Annotated in this window: 14 protein-coding genes and 2 pseudogenes; 7 read left to right on the forward strand and 9 right to left on the reverse strand. The window is 63.5% G+C overall.

Features of this window, described 5'->3' with window-relative positions:
• Window positions 1-206 precede the first annotated feature (206 nt).
• Window positions 207-1,334 (forward strand): S-(hydroxymethyl)glutathione dehydrogenase/class III alcohol dehydrogenase, encoded by a 1,128-nt coding sequence (locus tag QAZ22_RS15415; RefSeq protein ID WP_278207637.1) that lies wholly within the window; start codon window positions 207-209, stop codon window positions 1,332-1,334.
• 65 nt (window positions 1,335-1,399) lie between these two features.
• Entirely contained in the window at window positions 1,400-1,969 is a 570-nt protein-coding gene (gene gfa, locus QAZ22_RS15420) for an S-(hydroxymethyl)glutathione synthase (protein ID WP_278207638.1), read from the forward strand.
• Between the two features lie 275 nt (window positions 1,970-2,244).
• Here gfa and QAZ22_RS15425 read toward each other — a convergent pair whose 3' ends face one another.
• The 3 genes from QAZ22_RS15425 to QAZ22_RS15435 all read right to left on the reverse strand — a co-directional run bounded on the left by QAZ22_RS15425 (window position 2,245) and on the right by QAZ22_RS15435 (window position 6,250).
• The gene (locus QAZ22_RS15425; RefSeq protein ID WP_278207639.1) at window positions 2,245-2,547 is read right to left on the reverse strand and encodes a c-type cytochrome; all 303 of its coding nucleotides are present in this window, start codon (window positions 2,545-2,547) and stop codon (window positions 2,245-2,247) included.
• A gap of 377 nt (window positions 2,548-2,924) precedes the next feature.
• A complete protein-coding gene (locus QAZ22_RS15430) occupies window positions 2,925-3,326 on the reverse strand; it encodes a hypothetical protein (protein WP_278207641.1) in 402 nt (133 codons plus the stop codon).
• A 260-nt stretch (window positions 3,327-3,586) separates the two neighbouring features.
• Complete coding sequence (locus tag QAZ22_RS15435; RefSeq protein WP_278207642.1) at window positions 3,587-6,250, reverse strand: AAA family ATPase; 2,664 nt, start codon at window positions 6,248-6,250, stop codon at window positions 3,587-3,589.
• Between the two features lie 490 nt (window positions 6,251-6,740).
• Between QAZ22_RS15435 and QAZ22_RS15440 the strand changes: the two genes are divergently transcribed.
• From QAZ22_RS15440 to QAZ22_RS15455, 4 genes are all read left to right on the forward strand, one after another.
• Window positions 6,741-7,307, forward strand: coding sequence for a hypothetical protein (locus QAZ22_RS15440; RefSeq protein WP_278207643.1), 567 nt, complete (start codon window positions 6,741-6,743; stop codon window positions 7,305-7,307).
• A 220-nt stretch (window positions 7,308-7,527) separates the two neighbouring features.
• A complete protein-coding gene (locus QAZ22_RS15445; RefSeq protein ID WP_278207644.1) occupies window positions 7,528-7,725 on the forward strand; it encodes a hypothetical protein in 198 nt (65 codons plus the stop codon).
• A 67-nt stretch (window positions 7,726-7,792) separates the two neighbouring features.
• A complete protein-coding gene (gene ftsZ / locus QAZ22_RS15450) occupies window positions 7,793-8,785 on the forward strand; it encodes a cell division protein FtsZ (protein WP_278207645.1) in 993 nt (330 codons plus the stop codon).
• A 272-nt stretch (window positions 8,786-9,057) separates the two neighbouring features.
• Complete coding sequence (locus tag QAZ22_RS15455; RefSeq protein ID WP_278207647.1) at window positions 9,058-11,034, forward strand: protein-L-isoaspartate(D-aspartate) O-methyltransferase; 1,977 nt, start codon at window positions 9,058-9,060, stop codon at window positions 11,032-11,034.
• Between the two features lie 98 nt (window positions 11,035-11,132).
• Here the strand turns inward: QAZ22_RS15455 and QAZ22_RS15460 are convergent, their stop codons facing one another.
• Window positions 11,133-12,149: an ATP-dependent DNA ligase gene (locus QAZ22_RS15460; RefSeq protein ID WP_278207648.1), complete on the reverse strand. Its 1,017-nt coding sequence runs from the start codon at window positions 12,147-12,149 to the stop codon at window positions 11,133-11,135.
• Window positions 12,150-12,280: 131 nt separating this feature from the next.
• Window positions 12,281-12,886: a DUF6496 domain-containing protein gene (locus tag QAZ22_RS15465; RefSeq protein WP_278207649.1), complete on the reverse strand. Its 606-nt coding sequence runs from the start codon at window positions 12,884-12,886 to the stop codon at window positions 12,281-12,283.
• A 354-nt stretch (window positions 12,887-13,240) separates the two neighbouring features.
• On the opposite strand from QAZ22_RS15465, the gene QAZ22_RS15470 reads away from it, so the two are divergent.
• Complete coding sequence (locus QAZ22_RS15470; RefSeq protein ID WP_278207650.1) at window positions 13,241-13,678, forward strand: DUF2267 domain-containing protein; 438 nt, start codon at window positions 13,241-13,243, stop codon at window positions 13,676-13,678.
• 305 nt (window positions 13,679-13,983) lie between these two features.
• Here the strand turns inward: QAZ22_RS15470 and QAZ22_RS15475 are convergent.
• From QAZ22_RS15475 to QAZ22_RS15490, 4 genes and pseudogenes are all read right to left on the reverse strand, one after another.
• A pseudogene (locus QAZ22_RS15475) lies at window positions 13,984-14,118 on the reverse strand (CBS domain-containing protein); the annotation flags it as partial.
• A gap of 14 nt (window positions 14,119-14,132) precedes the next feature.
• Window positions 14,133-15,500 carry an IS66 family transposase gene (locus QAZ22_RS15480; RefSeq protein ID WP_278202609.1) on the reverse strand — a complete coding sequence of 456 codons (1,368 nt, stop codon included), beginning with the start codon at window positions 15,498-15,500 and terminating at the stop codon, window positions 14,133-14,135.
• A 68-nt stretch (window positions 15,501-15,568) separates the two neighbouring features.
• Window positions 15,569-15,880, reverse strand: a pseudogene (locus QAZ22_RS15485) (CBS domain-containing protein); the annotation flags it as partial.
• Window positions 15,881-16,408: 528 nt separating this feature from the next.
• Window positions 16,409-17,233 carry a hypothetical protein gene (locus QAZ22_RS15490; RefSeq protein ID WP_278207651.1) on the reverse strand — a complete coding sequence of 275 codons (825 nt, stop codon included), beginning with the start codon at window positions 17,231-17,233 and terminating at the stop codon, window positions 16,409-16,411.
• Window positions 17,234-17,398 lie beyond the last annotated feature (165 nt).

The following is a 17,398-nucleotide window of genomic DNA, read 5'->3' on the forward strand; positions in this document are numbered from 1 at the left end:
ATCGAGCCTCGGGATCGGCACCGCGTCCACAACGCAACTGCCTCGAGGCGGGTGAGGGAGGGGGACCTTGGTAGAATAGACTTATAAGGTGGATCGTTCGATTATCGCGACCTCACGGCAACCAGGAAATGGAATTTTTTGTTGCAAGGCAGGCCTCAAGCCCGCCGGGATGGGAAATTCTTCGACTGCCTTGGGAGGAATGCCTCATGAAAACGCGAGCCGCAGTTGCCGTTGGTGCGGGAAAGCCGCTGGAGATCATGGAGGTGGACCTCGAGGGGCCGCGCGAGGGCGAGGTGCTGGTCGAGGTGAAGGCGACCGGCATTTGCCACACCGACGAGTTCACGCTGTCGGGCGCCGATCCGGAAGGCATTTTTCCGGCGATCCTGGGCCATGAGGGCGCCGGCATCGTCGTCGACGTCGGCAAGGGCGTGACCTCGGTCAAGAAGGGTGACCATGTTATCCCGCTCTACACGCCCGAATGCCGGCAGTGCCCGTCGTGTTTGTCGCGCAAGACCAACCTGTGCACCGCCATCCGCGCCACGCAGGGGCAAGGATTGATGCCCGACGGCACCTCGCGCTTCTCGGTCGATGGCGAAAAGCTCTTCCACTATATGGGCTGCTCGACCTTCTCCAACTTCACCGTGCTGCCGGAGATCGCGGTTGCCAAGGTCAATCCCGACGCTCCCTTCGACAAGATCTGCTACATCGGCTGCGGGGTGACCACCGGCATCGGCGCGGTCATCAACACGGCCAAGGTCGAGCAGGGCGCGACCGCGGTGGTCTTCGGCCTCGGCGGCATCGGCTTGAACGTCATCCAGGGTCTTCGCCTTGCCGGCGCCGACATGATCATCGGCGTCGATGTAAACAACGACAAGAAGGCCTGGGGCGAGAAGTTCGGCATGACGCATTTCGTCAATCCGAAGGAGATCGACGGCGACATCGTGCCCTACCTGGTCAACATGACCAAGCGCGGCGCCGACCAGATCGGCGGCGCCGACTACACCTTCGACTGCACCGGCAACACCAAGGTGATGCGCCAGGCGCTGGAAGCCTCGCATCGCGGCTGGGGCAAGTCGGTCATCATCGGCGTCGCCGGCGCCGGCCAGGAGATTGCGACCAGGCCATTCCAGCTGGTCACCGGCCGCACCTGGATGGGCACCGCCTTCGGCGGCGCGCGCGGCCGCACCGACGTGCCGAAGATCGTCGACTGGTACATGGAAAAGAAGATCCAGATCGATCCGATGATCACCCATACGCTGAAGCTGGAAGACATCAACAAGGGCTTCGACCTCATGCATGAGGGCAAGTCGATCCGCAGTGTCGTGGTTTACTGAAGCTGCCGCTAGGCCGCGGCCCGAAACGCCCGCGCCCTTTGTGGTCAACATGGGAGGAAGTGTAAATGGCGGAAAAACTGCATCCGAAGATCGACAACGGCCTGCCGAAGGAAAGTGCGAGCTTCTCTGGCGGCACGCTGGTCTGCGCCTGCACCAGCAACCCGGTGAAGGTGAAGGTCAAGGGCCAGATCGCCCACAACCACGCCTGCGGCTGCACCAAGTGCTGGAAGCCGGAAGGCGCGATCTTCTCGGTGGTGGCGGTTGCCGGCACAAGCGACGTCACCGTCACCGAGAACGGCGACAAGCTGAAGGTGGTCGATCCGGCGGCGCTGATCCAGCGCCATGCCTGCACCGGCTGCGGCGTGCACATGTACGGCCCGGTCGAGCGCGACCATCCCTTCAAGGGCCTGTCGTTCATCCATCCCGAGCGCTTCGAGGAGGACGGCTGGTCGCCGCCTGGCTTCGCCGCCTTCGTCTCCTCGATCATCGAATCCGGCGTCGACCCGAGCCGCATGGCCGGCATCCGCGCCCAGCTGAAGTCGATCGGGCTCGAACCCTATGACTGCCTCAACCCAGGCCTGATGGACTACATCGCCACCTGGACGGCCAAGAAGTCAGGCGCCTTGGCGGCATAGTCCGCACTGCCGCGGCGGGGGGCGTGGCAGCCGCGCCGAAAACGTCTGGGCGGCCGGCGAGGCCATATTCCTCGCCGAGCGCCTCGGAGCATCTGAATCTACCGCCATCTTGGCGCTGTGATCGATCCGTGGAGATAGCCAATTCGCGATGCCGCAGGGTCGGAATTCACGAGCTGTCCACCGCGATGGAAACGCAGCGACGGCAGGCGGCCATTCTTCTCGCCGGCGAAGAACATCGCCATCGATCCGGTTCGAAGCGGACGCTCCAGGGCTTTCTACGGCTGCAGTCTGCCGGGCCGCCCGCGGCCGAGCGAGCCGTCAGCACGGGCCTGCAGGTAGGCATAGATTTCGTCCACATAGGGTGCGAAGTTGGGATCGCCGGCAAAGCCTTTCATCACCGAGCCGCCGTCGGCACGGCCGTTGAGCACGGCGCGCCGGAAGGCTTCGATGTCGGGCAGCCGGCTGACCAGGGACGGCGCGAAGGTCGACCCCACGCCGTCGGGGCCGTGGCAGCGGCCACAGCCCGCATGATAACGCCTGAAACCGTCATAGGTCCGCGCATCGGCCTTGCCGTCCACGACCCTATAGAACTTTCCGGGAGCGGCGGGATCCCGCGCCTCCGCTCCTGCGCCGGCCGTGAGGCTCAGGACAGCGGAAGCCAGGACAACCCTCTGCAGCAAGCTACCCATCTGTCCGTCATCCAACAGCGGCGGAAATCCATTCGCCGGACCGACAGGCCGAAATCACCCTACTTGGTCGCTCCTGGGCGAAACAGGAGCGAAGCTCCGTCGTGGCGCCCCTGGATCCCGTACCCTCCGCCGCAAAACGCGGCAGAACAGAACTCCGCGCCGTCGCAACGTTCTGAAGTCATGGCACAGGATCCCGAAGGTCTGCGCTACGCCGGTTCAGGATGACGATGGAATGGGCGCCCCCCAACGGTGCCGGCCAGCCCGATTCAGGGCGCGGTGGCAGACGTCCTGACCGGCTCCGCGCTGTCCAGCGTCAGGTCGTTCTCCGCGGCGTTGGCCGGAACGAAGTTCGGGTCGCTCACGAGCAGTGCCTTGCCGTCGCGCAATATTTCGAAATCGATCGACGGCTGGCCGACGGCCTGCGGCACGGAGATCATCATGCGCTGGCCCGGCGCGAGCGTGGAGACGACGCGGACCGGCTGCTGCTCGGCCCCGGAAGCCATGGTCGCGACGACCCGGTAGCCGTCCTGCTCGACCGTGTAATAGACGGCGCCGCTGAAGCTGCCGAGCTGGATGCTGTGGCCGCTGCCCGGCACCAGTTCCGATGCCGCCGCGCCACCCGTGGCGGCGAGCAGCGCAAATGCAAATGCGCCAAAACGTCTGGTCATCGCTATCTCTCCTTCGGTTCAGCGAACTCCCGGACAGGCGGCCCGCCCGGAATATCAACTGACTTGAGCCTACGCGCCGCGGCTTTCCCGCACATCGGTACGATCACCCAAATTTCGGCTGTCGCGTTCCTAATTTCGCTACAGCGCTTTCCATTTGAACCGGTCCTGTTTCTCCGACGGCAAGCCGCCTGACAACGTGGAAGTCCGCCCGCGGGAAACCCTCCGGCAAAACGATTCAATCAGGAACGAAAGGCTTCGAATCAGGGCGCGGCGACGGTGGGGAGCAGCCACGGCTCGCCGCGCAGCCGTAGCAGCACTTCCATCCGGTTGGCGGCGTTGAACTTGCCGAGCACCGATGAGACCTGGTGCTCGATGGTGCGCGGCGATCGCGACAGGGTCCGGGCGACCTCCTTGTTGCTCTTGCCCTCCGCGATCAGCGCGAGCACTTGCTGCTCGTGCTGCGTCAGGCCGAGCGGGTGCTGGCGGGCGGCCGTGTACGGACCCCGGCGCACCTTCGGCAGCCGGCCGGCGATGCCCAGGCGCTGCGCCAGCTTGCGCCCCAGCATCGCGGCGGGACGCGCCTCGATCGCCTCCAGCCTTGTCACGGCGCTCGCCAACGCCATCGCGGCATCGGCGCCCCGCACCTGCATCAGCGCAAGCGCCGCCTCGTAGGGGAGGCCGAGGCGCTCCCATTCCCTGGCCGCTGTCAACGGATCGCCGGAAAGCTCGACCGCGCGCCGCCACGGAATGCGTGTCGTCGGCGCCGGCAGCGGCTCCTCCATCCCGCATCGTCGCCACCACACAGCCAGTTCGCCGAGATCGGAAGGGCGGAAGTTGGCGAGATCCATCGCAGCCAGCGCCGCCAGCTGCTCGTGGCCGGCTGCGCGGTCCTCGGCAAGCCAGGCGGCCTCGGTCAGCGCCATACGAACCGGCACGATGCGTTGCAGCTCGCCGGTCGGCAGTCCCTCCTCCAGCGCCTGCTGCAGCAGGGCAGGGCCGCCGGGTTCGCCCAGCCGCACGCGCACCCTGCCGAGCACGGTGAGCGCCGGCAGGTGCATGACCACCGGCAGGCGTTCCAGTTTCATCACGCCTTGCGCTATGGTCTCGGCGTCGCGAAAGCGGCCCTGCTCCATGCGAAGCTGCGCCTGCCGGCCGAGCAGATACTGCGCCGGCGAATCGAGGTCATGCCGGGCGGCGAACACGATACCTTCGGAGAGCAGCCGCTCGGCGAGCGCGAAGTCCTTGGACACGACCGCATATTCGGCATAGTTGGTGTAGGCTCGCGCCGCATGGTCGTGGAACCCGTGCTCGAGCGCGAGCGCCAGGCTTTCCTCCATTCGTTCGCGACCGCCCGGACGGTCGTCGAACAAAAGCGAGGTGCCGACATTGTTCAAGGCATGGACGCGCGTTTCGACCTCGCCCAGCCGGTCGGCCAGGGTGATCGCGCGCAGGCCCCACTCGATCGCCTCGTCGAAGCGGTAGTGCAGCATATGCAGCTGCGAGCAGGTGCTGTAGGCCATCGCCAGTTCCGGCCCGGGCGGCAGGTTTTCCACCTCGCGCACCGCTTCGTTGGCAAAATGTTCCGCCTGCTCGCCTTCGCCGCGGCGCCAATGCAGCCTGGAAAGGTTGCGCAGGTTGAGGCTGATCTTGTCCGGGCGGTCGAGTTCTCGCCAGAGCGCGATGGCGCGATGCCGCGCTTCGATGATCGTGTCATAGACCTGCAGTGCCAGCCCGGCCTCGTAGGCCCAGGATTCGTAGAGCTGGGCCGCCTCGGCCGGCGGCGCCTGCGCGATGTATCTGAGCGCCGTCGCCAGATGCGAGGCGGCTTCGCTATGCGCCCCCAGCCGCGCGGCCTGCGCCGCGGCCCGCGGCGCGAGTTCGAGAACGCGCGCGCCGTTGTCGGCGGCGGCGGCGTGATGCACCCGGCGCGCAAGCTGGGCGCCAGCCTGTGCTGCCGGAAGCCTTGCCATCGCTGCCTCCGCCTTGGCATGAAGCGACCGCTGAAGGCTGGGCGACAGCCGCTCGAGCGTCGCTTGCCTGGCCAGCTCGTGGCGGAAGGTCAGGGCGCCTTGAGCGTCCCGCCGCAGCAATCCGCGAGCCACGCAGCGGTCCACGACGGCGTCGACCTCGGCGCCGAGAAGGGCGCGGATCAGCCACGGCTCCACGCTGCCCGGCTCTATGCTCATCATCTCCAGCACCTCGCGCTCGCCGGCCGTCAGGCGCGACAACCGCGACCACACGGCGTCGCGGATGGAATCGGGGACGTGCCCCGGCTCCGCCTCGCTGCTTGCCAGAAGCTCGGAGACGAAAAACGGATTGCCCCCGGTGATCTGGTAAAGATCGGCGCCGGCGCGGCCCGACTGTTCGGCGAGTGACGTGACCGCCTGGGGCGAAAGCGGCTTCAGCGCAATGCGGGTCAGCGATGCCGCCGGCAGATCGCCTCTTATATGCGTGAGCGGATGGTCGGCGACGAGCTCGTCGCTGCGCGCGCTCAGCACCAGCAAGGCGCGAAGCACGGAAATGCGACGTCCGAGATATCGGATAAGATCGAGCGTCGCATTGTCGGCCCAATGCACGTCCTCGAAAACGAGTACCGTGGTTCCTGACCGGTGCTGAAGCGCATCGAGGAGCGCGGGAAAGAGCCGTTCGGGCGCGGCTCCCTGGTCGAGCAGCGCTGCGACCTCGGGGTCGAGCGCCCGCGCCATGTCCTGCAGGGGCCCGAGCGGACGGGGCGTGAAAAGCGCCTCGCACCAGCCCCACAACACCCGACAGCCTTCGCCCGCGCGGTCGGTGAATTCCTGCAGCAGCGAAGTCTTGCCTATCCCGGCCTCGCCTTCGAGCAGCACGATGCCGCCCCGCCCCTCGGCGGCACTGGCCGCGGTTGCCAGCAAAGTTTTGAGAGGTCCCTCTCGCTCGAGCAGCATTGGCGCAACCGTTTCCAGAACATGTCGCCCAAGAATGCCCCGCGTTTGCCACATGCTTGAAAGCAAGACAGTGGAGCGCCTCACAAAAGGCGGTTCGAACGCGACGCGCTTCAAGCCGCGAGTGTACCCCAACCAGGCCGGCTTTCCATTAGCATTGCTTAAAATTAGGCCAAATCCCGGCGGGCCTGATCACTTCCGGTACGCTCATGCGGATGCGCAGGATATCGATGCCGCCATTCGGTGTCGCGGCCAAGAGGTCCGGGGGCGTTTAGCGCGACGCATTGCGGCATGCCTCACCCAAGAACCGCCTGCTGCGCGGCGGCGCCAGACCGCATCTGGTTGAGAAGGCGTAAGTCAGAAATGTTCACGAAACAAAGCCTGAGAAAACTGGACAAAGGCCCGCTTCCCCAGGACACGCCGATTGGGGATGCAGGTGCGGCGACATGGCCGGTGGGGTAGCTTGGCCGAAGGCCGGTATGGAGAGAATGGGATGCGCGCAGCGCGCATGGGCTGCAGGCTTGGCTTGCGGGCGCTCACTGCGCTGGCGTTTGTCGTCGCGCCTCTTCAACTCTCCTTAGACGGTTCTGTCGTGACCAAGGCCTATGCCGGCAAGGGCGGCAACGGCAATGGCGGTGGAAATAGCGGCAACGGCGGAAATAGCGGCGGAAACGGCAGCGGGAACGGAAATAGCGGGAACGGCGGCTCTAACGGCAACTCCGGCGGCAACAGCGGCAACGGAAACAGCGGTTCGAACGGTAACGGCAATAGCGGGAACGCCGGGGGCAACAACAACAGCGGCGGAAACAGCGGCAACAGCAAGGGCGCGACGAACAGCGCCTCCAACAGTGCCGCCAGCACCGCCGATGTCGACGATCATGTGAACGCGGCGACCGGCGACAAGGTCGAGGTCAGTGGCAACAGCATCCAGGTCACGCACCGGAACGGAATGAAGGAGAGGATCGAGAACGGCCGTTTCAGCATGGAGGACAAGTTTGGTCGCACCATCGTCGAGCGCAAGGCCACAATGGCCGATCTCAGTCGCCTGAAGAGTTTGTGAGAAGAGAGTTTGTGAGAGCGAGGTTCTATCTGGATTAGATCGCGCAATTGGTCATCTTACGACGGAATTCCCACTGTTCATCTTATTCCGACGCGGAATCGGCAGTTGTATCGGGCGAAAGCCCGATAGCAGCGAAGGGTGGCGGCAGCGGCCAACGCCTCGATCCAGACTGAACCGCTCCAATGCGCTGCCGGCGGCCGCCTTTCTCTCGCACAGCGGAATGCCGGTCTTCGACACGGTACTGACCATGTCGATGGGCAAACGCCTCGCCGATTTTTCCGTCGGCGGAGCAGCCGCACCGATGACTTATGCCCTTGCCAGTCAGACTCTCGGACAGCTCAGCCTGACGGCAGTCCTCAGCCTGGCCTTGCAGCGAGGCGCCTACTCTGATTCCTTAATGTCGGTGGGGATCGCCTGATTCGTGCGCTTGCTGCGCCGGTTCCGCATGGTGCGGCGCGGCGGGTGCCTGCCGTAGAGAGATCACAATGACCGCCAAGCCGGAAATCCTGGAGATGAGACCTAAGATCACCGTAGTCGGGGTCGGCGGCGCCGGCGGAAACGCGGTCAACAACATGATTGCCGAAGGCTTGCAAGGGGTCGAGTTCGTCGTTGCCAATACCGACGCTCAGGCGCTCACCATGTCGAAGTCGCCAAGACTGATTCAGTTGGGCGCGCATGTGACCGAGGGCCTGGGGGCCGGATCCTTGCCCCAGGTCGGCAGCGCGGCGGCAGAGGAATCCATCGATGAGATCATGGATCATCTGGCGGGAACGCATATGTGTTTCATCACCGCCGGCATGGGGGGCGGCACAGGGACCGGCGCCGCGCCCATCATTGCGCGCGCCGCGCGCGACGCCGGCATCTTGACCGTGGCCGTCGTCACCAAGCCGTTCGTGTTCGAAGGCAAGCGCAGGACGCAGGCCGCCGAGGAAGGCATAGAACGCCTTCGCGAGAGCGCCGATACGGTCATCGTCATTCCGAACCAGAACCTCTTCAGGGTCGCCGACGCCAGGACAACGTTTGCCGACGCATTTGCCATGGCGGACCGCGTTCTCTACGCGGGTGTCGGCTGCATCACCGATCTCATCGTGAAAGAAGGCCTGATCAATCTCGACTTCGCCGACGTGAAGTCAGTGATGCGGGACATGGGCCGGGCGATGATGGGAACCGGCGAGGCCTCCGGAGAGGGTCGCGCAAGGACGGCGGCGGAGGCCGCAATCGCCAATCCGCTCCTCGACGAAGCCTCCATGACCGGCGCCAGGGGCCTGCTCGTATCGATCTGCGGCGGCATGGACATGACACTGTTCGAGGTCGACGAAGCTGCGACGCGGATACGCGAAGAGGTCGATGCCGACGCCGACATTATCGTCGGTGCCATCTTCGACCAGGCGCTGGCGGGAAAGTTCCGGGTGTCGGTCGTCGCAACGGGCCTGCGGCAGAACGCGGACATGGCACAGCTCGAGCAAAGGATCGCTTGAAGCCAGAACTCTCCGCTTCAGGGGTGGCAAACCCCACTGCATCACGTTGATTTCCTTGCCTTGTCGAGGCCTTTATCGAGGTTTCCCATTCCTGTTGCTCCAAAGCGACAGGCAACACAAGCGCCGTGGCCAACAGCAGCGGCTCGCAGTCTCCGAGACTTCCAAGACGCAGCGGTAGATCTGGCTGGAGCAATTTGCGGGGCCGTTCGCCTGCCACCGAATCGAACGGAACAGTTTTGGTTCTGGCAAGTTCGATAGCAGGGAGGAACCCGATGCTCGATTTCGAAAATGCCCGGCAGCACATGGTTGCCGCCCATCTCGCGCGACGCGGTATTCGCGATCCCAGAGTGCTTGAAGCGATGCGTCAAGTTCCACGCGAGGTGTTCGTCGAGGAAGGTTTTGAGGAGTTCGCATACGAGGATTCGCCACTGCCGATCGGTCACGGCCAGACGATTTCGCAGCCCTTCATCGTTGCCCATATGGTCGAAATGGCGGAGGTCGAGGCGACGGACCGCGTGCTCGAGGTCGGCACCGGATCTGGCTATGCCGCCGCGATCATTGCCAAGGTTGCCGATCGCGTATTCACGGTCGAACGACACGGTGCCCTTGGTGAAATGGCACGACGTCGGTTGAAGCAGCTGGATATCGGCAACGTGGAGCTGCGCATCGGCGATGGAAGCAAGGGCTGGCCAGAGAAAGCGCCATTCGATGCCATAATCGTGGCGGCTGGCGGACCGGTCGTGCCCGAAGCCCTCAAGGACCAGCTCGACATTGGCGGCCGGCTGATCATTCCCGTGGGGATCAACGAGATAGAGCAGCGTTTGATCCGCGTGACCCGCGTCGGCGCCAAGAAGTTCGAGGAAGAAGATTTGGGCGGCGTGATGTTTGTGCCGCTCATCGGGGAACACGGATGGTCCGACACGGCTGAACGCTCTCCCGGTTTTTCGAAGAAGAGTTTGCCCGAACTGATTTGCCACGCCGCAGAAGACCTGCCGGAACCGGAGGATCAGGCGTTCGGCGGGTTCTTCGACAGGTTTGCGGATCGACGGATCGTCTTGCTCGGCGAGGCGACCCACGGCACGTCGGAGTTTTACCGGGCCCGCGCAGCGATTACCCGGCGGCTGATTGAACATCATGGCTTCTCGGTCATTGCCCTGGAGGCTGACTGGCCTGACGCATCAGCTGTGAATCGCTTCGTTCGCGGACTACCGGCGCGGGAAAGCGAACCCACGCCTTTCAGGCGCTTTCCGACCTGGATGTGGCGCAACCGGGAGTTTGATGCTTTCCTCCGCGATCTTCGTACGCATAATGAAGCCGCCGACCCCGATCGACAAGCCCGCATCTACGGTCTCGACATCTACAATATGAGCGGCTCGATCGCCGCTGTTCTGGCATACCTCGACGAGGTCGACCCCGAGGCGGCGGCGGTGGCCCGCGAGCGATACGGCTGCCTGACACCGTGGCAAAACGAACCCTCCACTTACGGGCGCGCAGTGCTCACTGCCGGATACCGTAACTGTGAGGACGCCGTGGCGAAGCAGTGTCGGGAGCTTCTTGAAAATCAGCTTCGCTATGCGAGCGACGGCGGTGACGAGTTTCTCGATGCCGCGCAAAACGCCAGGCTGATAGCGTCCGCGGAGCGGTACTACCGCGTCATGTACTACGGCGGCGCGGAAACATGGAATTTGCGCGATCGGCACATGTTCGAAACGCTCGAGCATCTGCTCGATGCAAGGGGCTCGGACGCCAAGGCCGTCGTTTGGGCACACAATTCGCATGTTGGTGATGCTCGCGAAACCGAGATGGGAAAGATCCGTCGGGAACTGAACATCGGTCAGCTCTGTAGGGAGAAATTCGGCAGCGAGATTGCACTGATCGGTTTTGGCACCCATGCCGGAACCGTGGCGGCTGCGAGCGACTGGGACGGCCCGATGGAGGTGAAGAAGGTCAGGCCTTCTCACGAAGAGAGCGTGGAGCGATGTTTCAACTTGGCGGGAAAGCCCCGCGCAATCGTCGATTTTCAACGGAACAGCCAGGCGACGGAGGCCCTTGCGGCGCAGCGACTCGAGCGGTTCATCGGCGTGATATACCGGCCCGAGACCGAACTGCTGAGCCATTATGCGGAGGCTTCGCTATCGCGGCAGTTTGATGCGTTTGTTTGGTTTAATGAGACGAAGGCGGTGACGCCATTGCCGTTTGAAGGCGAGGGCGGCGGTCGGGTCCCGGATACCTTCCCGTTCGGGCTGTAGTTTAGTTCAAAGCGATAAGTACCGCGATCTTCCAAGGAAAGCAGTCGTTCGACGAAAACCTTGTTGCCTTCAACGGCATCCCTTTTGCGGAACGGCGCTTACTGCTTGATCTGCTCGAACGTGCATTGACGCGGCGCCTTGTCAGGTCGCCAGCGCACCAGCCTTGTTCCGTGGCGGAAGCGGTTGCCGGTGACGTGGTCGAAGCGGACTTCCACGACCAGTTCCGGCCGCACCGGCTCCCATTCTCCGCTGCGCTCGGTGCTCCAGCGGCTCGGGCCGCCCGGTGCCTTGCCGGTGAAGCCGAACCCGCCGCGTAACTCCTCGAGTTTCTTGGTGATCGCCGCCCGGACGTCATTGCCGATCGCCGAGGTGAAGCCGACATGGTCGAGCAGGCCGCGCTCGTTGTAGAGGCCAAGCAGCAGCGAGCCGACAAGGCGCTTGCCGTTCAGGTATCGGAACCCGCCCACCACGCAGTCGGCCGTGCGCAGCCGCTTGACCTTGATCATCGCGCGCTCGCCCGGCCGGTAGGGTTCGTCCAGAGCCTTGGCGACGACCCCATCGGTCGAGCCGTGATCTGCGCCTTGCAGCCATCGTTTGGCGGTTGCGAGTCTCGTGGTGGATGGCGAGAGCCGCAAGCAGGCCTTGTCGACCTCCGTCACGAAAGCCTCAATTGCCGCCCGCCGCTCCTGCAGGGGCTCTGCGAGCAGCAACTTGCCGCCCGGTGCGACGAGCATGTCGAACAGGATCAATTGCGCCGGCGTTTCCACGCTCAGCTTTTGGATCCGGCTCTCGGCCGGGTGAAGCCGCATCTGCAGTGCGTCGAAGGAAGCGCGGCCCTCGATCTCGATCACGATCTCGCCGTCGACGACGAAATCTTCGGCATGGATGTCGCGCAGAATGGCCGTAAGTTCGGGGAAATAGCGACCGAGCGGCTTCCCGGATTTCGCCCTGAGGTCGACGGTGTCACGGCCCTTGAAGGCGAGACAGCGAAACCCATCCCATTTCGGCTCGTATTCCCACGCGCCGCGATCCTCGGGCAGCGCCTCGGCGGTCTGCGCCTCCATCGGCTGCGTGTCGAGAGGCAGCGGGAAGCTGGTTTCGGATGCAGCTACCATCGCTCCTCCCTGTTGTGGTGCGGCAGGTCTATGCCACAGAAAAGCCAGGCGAACCGGCGCGAAGCTCCCGACGTGAGGCGCAAGCTATGCCGCGGCCGCTCGACCATACCAACGCCGCTAGGCTTCACCGGCTAGCTGTGACTGTGACGTGCGCGCGTTTTGGCTGCCTTCCGGGCCGCCGCGGAGCGATCACTCGGGCCTTTGGTTCTGGCTGCCTTCTTCGCAGCGGCCGACCGCTCTTCCGCCGTCCGGCGGGATGCCGCTCTCTTGGCTTGTTGCGAGAGTGCCTTGTGTGATGCACTGCTTTTCGGCTCGTCCTCGAGAACCTCCGACACTGCGTGCGAGACCTTCGGGCGATGCTTCGGCTTGCGTTCACCCTGGCCTACTTCGTAGGCGTACTCGGCGCCCTTGCGCGTGCTCTTCTTGACCTTGCCTTTTCCGGGTGGCGGCAGGTCGACGCCCGCGCGGCGCGCCTCAGAAAGGCCAATTGCAATTGCTTGCTTGGTGGAACGCGCGCCGTGCTCGCCGCGGCGAACTTTCTTGATCTCCTCATGCACGAATTCGCCCGCTTGCGTGCTTGCCGACTTTCCTTCGCGCTTGTCCTTTCGTGCCTTATCGATGATTTTCTTGTCCGGCATCACCTTCTCCTTGCTCGGAATGGCTGAAGCGCCGTTGGTTCCTTTTGAACGCGAGTCGTTGGTGAGGGTTCCAGCTTTACGGTCGAGCGGTTTCGGCATGACGCCGACAACCGAGCCTTGGGAGGCAGAGATCGAAGCGAAAGGTGACAACGCGATGCATGTATTGGTTCGGGCTGCGGCGATAGTTCATCATACTGCTGGCACTGCTGTGTCTGGGATTGTGGTATTCGACCGGCGGATCGGGCTTTCTGCTCACTGCCGGCAGCACGCCAGCCCAGTAGCTCGCCTGGCGAGCAATCGCCGAGAGAAATGTTGTCCGCCGTCGGACGCACAGGAACTATAGGTCGCTGACCAGCATCGGGCCAAAAGAATGCCGGATGGACGAAACAATAGCTCCAGTCGCGTGTTCTATCTGCAATGGGCGCGAGGGTGATTTTCGTCAGGGAGGCGATGATGAGCGCAACCGGTCTCGATGTTTTTGACAAGACCGTACAGACCACCAACATCTGGCTGAACGAGATCATGGATGATCTCGGCCCCGACCGCCAGTTGGCGTGGCACACGCTGGGCGTGGTCTTGCGGACCCTGAGGGACAGGTTGCCTGCGGAACTGGGAGCCAACCTGGCTGCCGAACTGCCGCTTCTGGTTCGCGGTGCATATTACGACCAGTACAAGCCGTCCGACCTGCCACGCCGCGATCGGTCCGCTGAAGAGTTCCTCCACCCCGTGGGGGAAGGCCTGAAATCCGGGCGACCCGTCAACGCCGGCGATGCTGCAAGGACCGTCTTCAAGGCGCTCGCCCATCATATCGATCTCGGCCAGTCGGCCAAGGTACGCGATGCTTTGCCAAAGGACATCCAGAGGCTCTGGCCGGACAGCGTCGGCGCGTAGCTGAACGCTGTGAGGATGGCTATGCAGGATGGGGCTCGGCTGAAGGCGCAGAGGAGGTTGCGGGCCGCATGAGAAGCGTGCGCGCGTTTCCCGCTTTGGAAAAGTAGGCCATTACGCGAGGCGTGATCGAGCGACGGCTTCAAGATCGTGGCGATGGAGGACTACTGGCCGAACGCCGAAGCGTCGGCCGCCAGTGCGCCGATGCTTCGGATTTGGGATTTCGAGCAATCGAAGAAAGCGCCGAGCCTTCCGGCCCCAACTGAGGGTCAACGAAGGGAGGCTCATCTCCAGTCGACTTTGCGCAGTCAATGCGCAGTCTGCGAATGCTCGCCGCCCGGTCGCGAGATGTCGCGCAAAGCCCCTCCAGCCTCCGCGGTTTCGCCATTTGTCGCAAGGTCGCCAATGGAAACAATGCCGACGAGCCGCTTGTCTCGATTGAGGTAATTGCTCACCCCTACGCCTGGGCGAATGCCAAGGGACGCGCGTTGAGGGTTGTGGTTAGGGCGTCGAGTGGGTCGATGGCCCGTCGTCGGGCGGTTTCGAGGACGGATCGAATGTCGGCGTAGAGCTTGGCGCCCCACTCTGTTCGGAACCCGTTGGTGATCTTGCGGAATGTCACGCAAGGGCGCAGGGCGCGCTCGGAGGCGTTGTTGGTCGCCTCCAGCGCCCGATTGGTGATGAAGACGAACAGGTTTCGGCGGATTTCACCGATTGTCTTGTGCAGCTTGATGCCTTCTTCGTGGGTGGGACGCAGCCTGAGCAGCTCGCTCAGCTTCTTGACGAACTTCCTGTTATAGAAAGCCAGCTGTCGATCGCTGAGCTGATCGCGCTCGCGACCGATGCGGCAAGCGCGCTTGAGCAGCGCGATCAGGCCGGGCGCAAAACAATCGTCGCCGGCATCCATGGCATACTGAGCGTCACGGATGAGATGCGCCAGACAAAACTGGTGCTGACGTTTGGCGAAGCCCTTTTGGGCACCATAGCGGTCGGAAAGCCAGAAATCGGGGCGACGATCAGCCAGGAAGTCTTCCAGCACACGCTTGGCCCGCGTCGGATCGGCCAGGAAGACGGCGCTGTCCTTGTGATGAACCACCCAGAGCCAGAAGTTGCGCTTGCCGACCCGCAGGCCGGTTTCGTCCGAGGCCAGCGCCGGCGCGACCATGAGGTCGTTGCGAATGCGCTCGGTCTGCGCGGCGAAGGGGACTGCGGCCCGCTTGAGCATGTTGACCAGCGCCCCCTCGCTGATCTCCACCCCGAATAGATCGCACAGCGTCCGCGACAGGCGTTCGAAGGCGATGCCGTGCGTGTAGCGCAGGTAAATCACCAGGGCGCGCAGCTTTGCCCCGAACGGCGAGCCAGGCGGCATGTCCGCCGGTGCGGCAGCCTTGAAGCGCCGGCTGCAGTTCGGGCAGGCGCCGCCGTAAAGGTTGATCCGCGTCACCACCGGTTCGATCGGCGGAAGCTCGACATGATCATAGGCTTCGCACAGCCATTGCCGCGCGCCCGAGACATCCGCCCGGCAATGTGGGCAGCACGAAGCGCGCATCTCCAATGTTTGCGTCGGGTTCGAAGCCATCGCACGATGCGCCCCGGTCCGCCCTTTCCGGCGCCGCCGCCGCTTGCTTGCCGGCGGCGTTGCCGCCGAAGCCTTGCGACCTTGCGAGGGCGGAACACTCGAATTATCCGGTGTCTTTGGCGGAAGCCCGAGCCGCGCCTCCAGTTCCGCAACCCGCCGCGTCAACTGCTCGATCATCGCGGCCTGCGCCAAAATGATCTCTATCAGCTGTTCCCGGTCCAGCGAATCAAGAACCGCGCGATCCATCCGCAGCTTGAATCACGCAATGCCATTCCCGTCAAACCCACGCCGGCTTTCGAGAGGGTGAGCAATTACCGATTGAGAACGGGGAGTCGGCGCACCTGCAAGTCGCCCATGTTCTCGAGCACATGCTCGATCTCCTCGTCATCAAAGCAGTATTTGACCTCCGAACTCATGACATCGCGTACCTTGGTGTCGGGACCCTTGCCCAACGCCACTCCACGAATGGCGATATCGCGATCGGTTATCATGCCTACCACCCGATCATTGTCGCCCACAGGCATGGCTCCTGCGTCAAGCCTGTCCATCATCTGTGCTACATCGCGAATTGACTGTTCGGGATTCGCGATCTTTACGTTCCTTGTCATGCAACTGCCGATTTTCATTGTACTCTCCCATCAGTACGAAGCCCGCCGCCAGATCGATGTTTGACCAGGAACTCGCTGTCCACCGGTAGCGTTCCATCACAAACCGGGGCCGCGATTCCGGGTGCATCCGCGAGAGCAAGATATCCACCGGATCCGGCGCAGCCTCCGTCGCCGCCGCTCGGCTGAGGCAGATATCAAATCCTGCATTCGCCTCTAAAGCAGGGGAACGACCGGTCAGCCGCCGAGCCGGCGTGGAACTGTAAACTTCCTCCAAAGTTTGTGCATGTAAAGGAACCTGTACGATGTCGAAATCAGCGAAACGGGAAAGACCACACAAACCAACGCCGCCCAGCCCCAATCCAAAGGACAAGCCGCCGAGGGATACGCGTGAAAAGCCGGCGCCGAACCCAGACGGTCCTAGCGAACTACCCGATACGAGCACGCGAGAAGAGGTCAAACCAATCAGGCCTAATCTGAAGCGCTAGTGAGGTCTATCCGGTGCTGAGATCTGGGATGTGATCGGTCGCCGCTGCGCCGGGCCACGCCTCACTTGGTGCGGGGCAGAATCCCCAAAAGTTCGCCCAAGTGGAGCGGCAACTGAGGTGACGCGTGCAATTCGGCACAGCTTTCTTTCCACTTCTGGAAATATTCGCCGACGGGAATCCCGCTGCGACCGGGCCAGCGGTTGAGTGCGCCAAGCGCCTCGACGCAGTCCGGAGCCTGCTCGTATTCCGAGAGAATCGTCAGGGACATCGCTTGCGCGAACGGATTGAGGGCCGGAACCTCGATCTCGCTGCGATGATCGTGGAACCAAGCCGCGGCATCGCTGGCAAGCCCCTGGCTGCCGGCGAGCGCGCTATAGCCTCTGACGATGTTTGCGCGATAGTCGGCAATGGCGTCTCCGAAGGCGTTGTCGCCGGCGAAGGGAGGGTTTTGCTTCCAGTCCTTCGCCAGACGTCCCAGGCCATGCAGCGACAAGGCCTCCACCATCGCTTCCTCGAGCCATTGGCAGGGCAGCGCGGGCTTGGCGTCGACCTGCCAGCTGTTGGCAAGCACATGACCCAGTTCATGGCCGAACTGGTAGGCAAGCTTCGACCAGTCCCGCTCGCCGATGTCGACGATGATCCACGCCATATTGGTCCCATCCGGGTGCAGCCAGATGGCGGGCGTGCCGGATGTATGCTCCTCGATGCGCAGCCGCGTCGGCTGGCGGTCGGAGACGAGGCGAATGCCGTCAAGGCAAGCGTGCCGCATCCGCTCGACGACCTGAACGACGGCACCATGAAGCATCCGGCCCCAGTCGCCCGCAAGCTCGACGGGAGCGCGAAGCAACCCGGCCGATGGTTCAGCTTGGGCATTCACGGACATCATGGCCGCCAGACTCCTGCCCAGAATCCACCGCGGCGGGGAAACCAGACCAAGGGATGTGACGGTTAACGCCGTAAACTCTCGTCGGTTCATCGAAGCGATGTCAGCCCGTTGGCCGGACTTGTAGGCCGGAGATCAAACCCGACCGCCAGCAGGCCGAGGCCAGCG

Source organism: Mesorhizobium sp. WSM4906, from assembly GCF_029674625.1.
Taxonomy (GTDB): domain Bacteria; phylum Pseudomonadota; class Alphaproteobacteria; order Rhizobiales; family Rhizobiaceae; genus Mesorhizobium.

Excerpts from the sequence above, each read along its gene's own strand:
- QAZ22_RS15415 (WP_278207637.1), top strand. The coding sequence starts at position 207 with ATGAAAACGCGAGCCGCAGTTGCCGTTGGTGCGGGAAAGCCGCTGGAG.
- gfa (WP_278207638.1), top strand. The coding sequence starts at position 1,400 with ATGGCGGAAAAACTGCATCCGAAGATCGACAACGGCCTGCCGAAGGAA.
- QAZ22_RS15430 (WP_278207641.1), bottom strand. The coding sequence starts at position 3,326 with ATGACCAGACGTTTTGGCGCATTTGCATTTGCGCTGCTCGCCGCCACG.
- QAZ22_RS15435 (WP_278207642.1), bottom strand. The coding sequence starts at position 6,250 with ATGCTGCTCGAGCGAGAGGGACCTCTCAAAACTTTGCTGGCAACCGCG.
- QAZ22_RS15440 (WP_278207643.1), top strand. The coding sequence starts at position 6,741 with ATGCGCGCAGCGCGCATGGGCTGCAGGCTTGGCTTGCGGGCGCTCACT.
- QAZ22_RS15445 (WP_278207644.1), top strand. The coding sequence starts at position 7,528 with ATGCCGGTCTTCGACACGGTACTGACCATGTCGATGGGCAAACGCCTC.
- ftsZ (WP_278207645.1), top strand. The coding sequence starts at position 7,793 with ATGACCGCCAAGCCGGAAATCCTGGAGATGAGACCTAAGATCACCGTA.
- QAZ22_RS15455 (WP_278207647.1), top strand. The coding sequence starts at position 9,058 with ATGCTCGATTTCGAAAATGCCCGGCAGCACATGGTTGCCGCCCATCTC.
- QAZ22_RS15460 (WP_278207648.1), bottom strand. The coding sequence starts at position 12,149 with ATGGTAGCTGCATCCGAAACCAGCTTCCCGCTGCCTCTCGACACGCAG.
- QAZ22_RS15465 (WP_278207649.1), bottom strand. The coding sequence starts at position 12,886 with ATGCCGAAACCGCTCGACCGTAAAGCTGGAACCCTCACCAACGACTCG.
- QAZ22_RS15470 (WP_278207650.1), top strand. The coding sequence starts at position 13,241 with ATGAGCGCAACCGGTCTCGATGTTTTTGACAAGACCGTACAGACCACC.
- QAZ22_RS15480 (WP_278202609.1), bottom strand. The coding sequence starts at position 15,500 with ATGGATCGCGCGGTTCTTGATTCGCTGGACCGGGAACAGCTGATAGAG.
- QAZ22_RS15490 (WP_278207651.1), bottom strand. The coding sequence starts at position 17,233 with ATGATGTCCGTGAATGCCCAAGCTGAACCATCGGCCGGGTTGCTTCGC.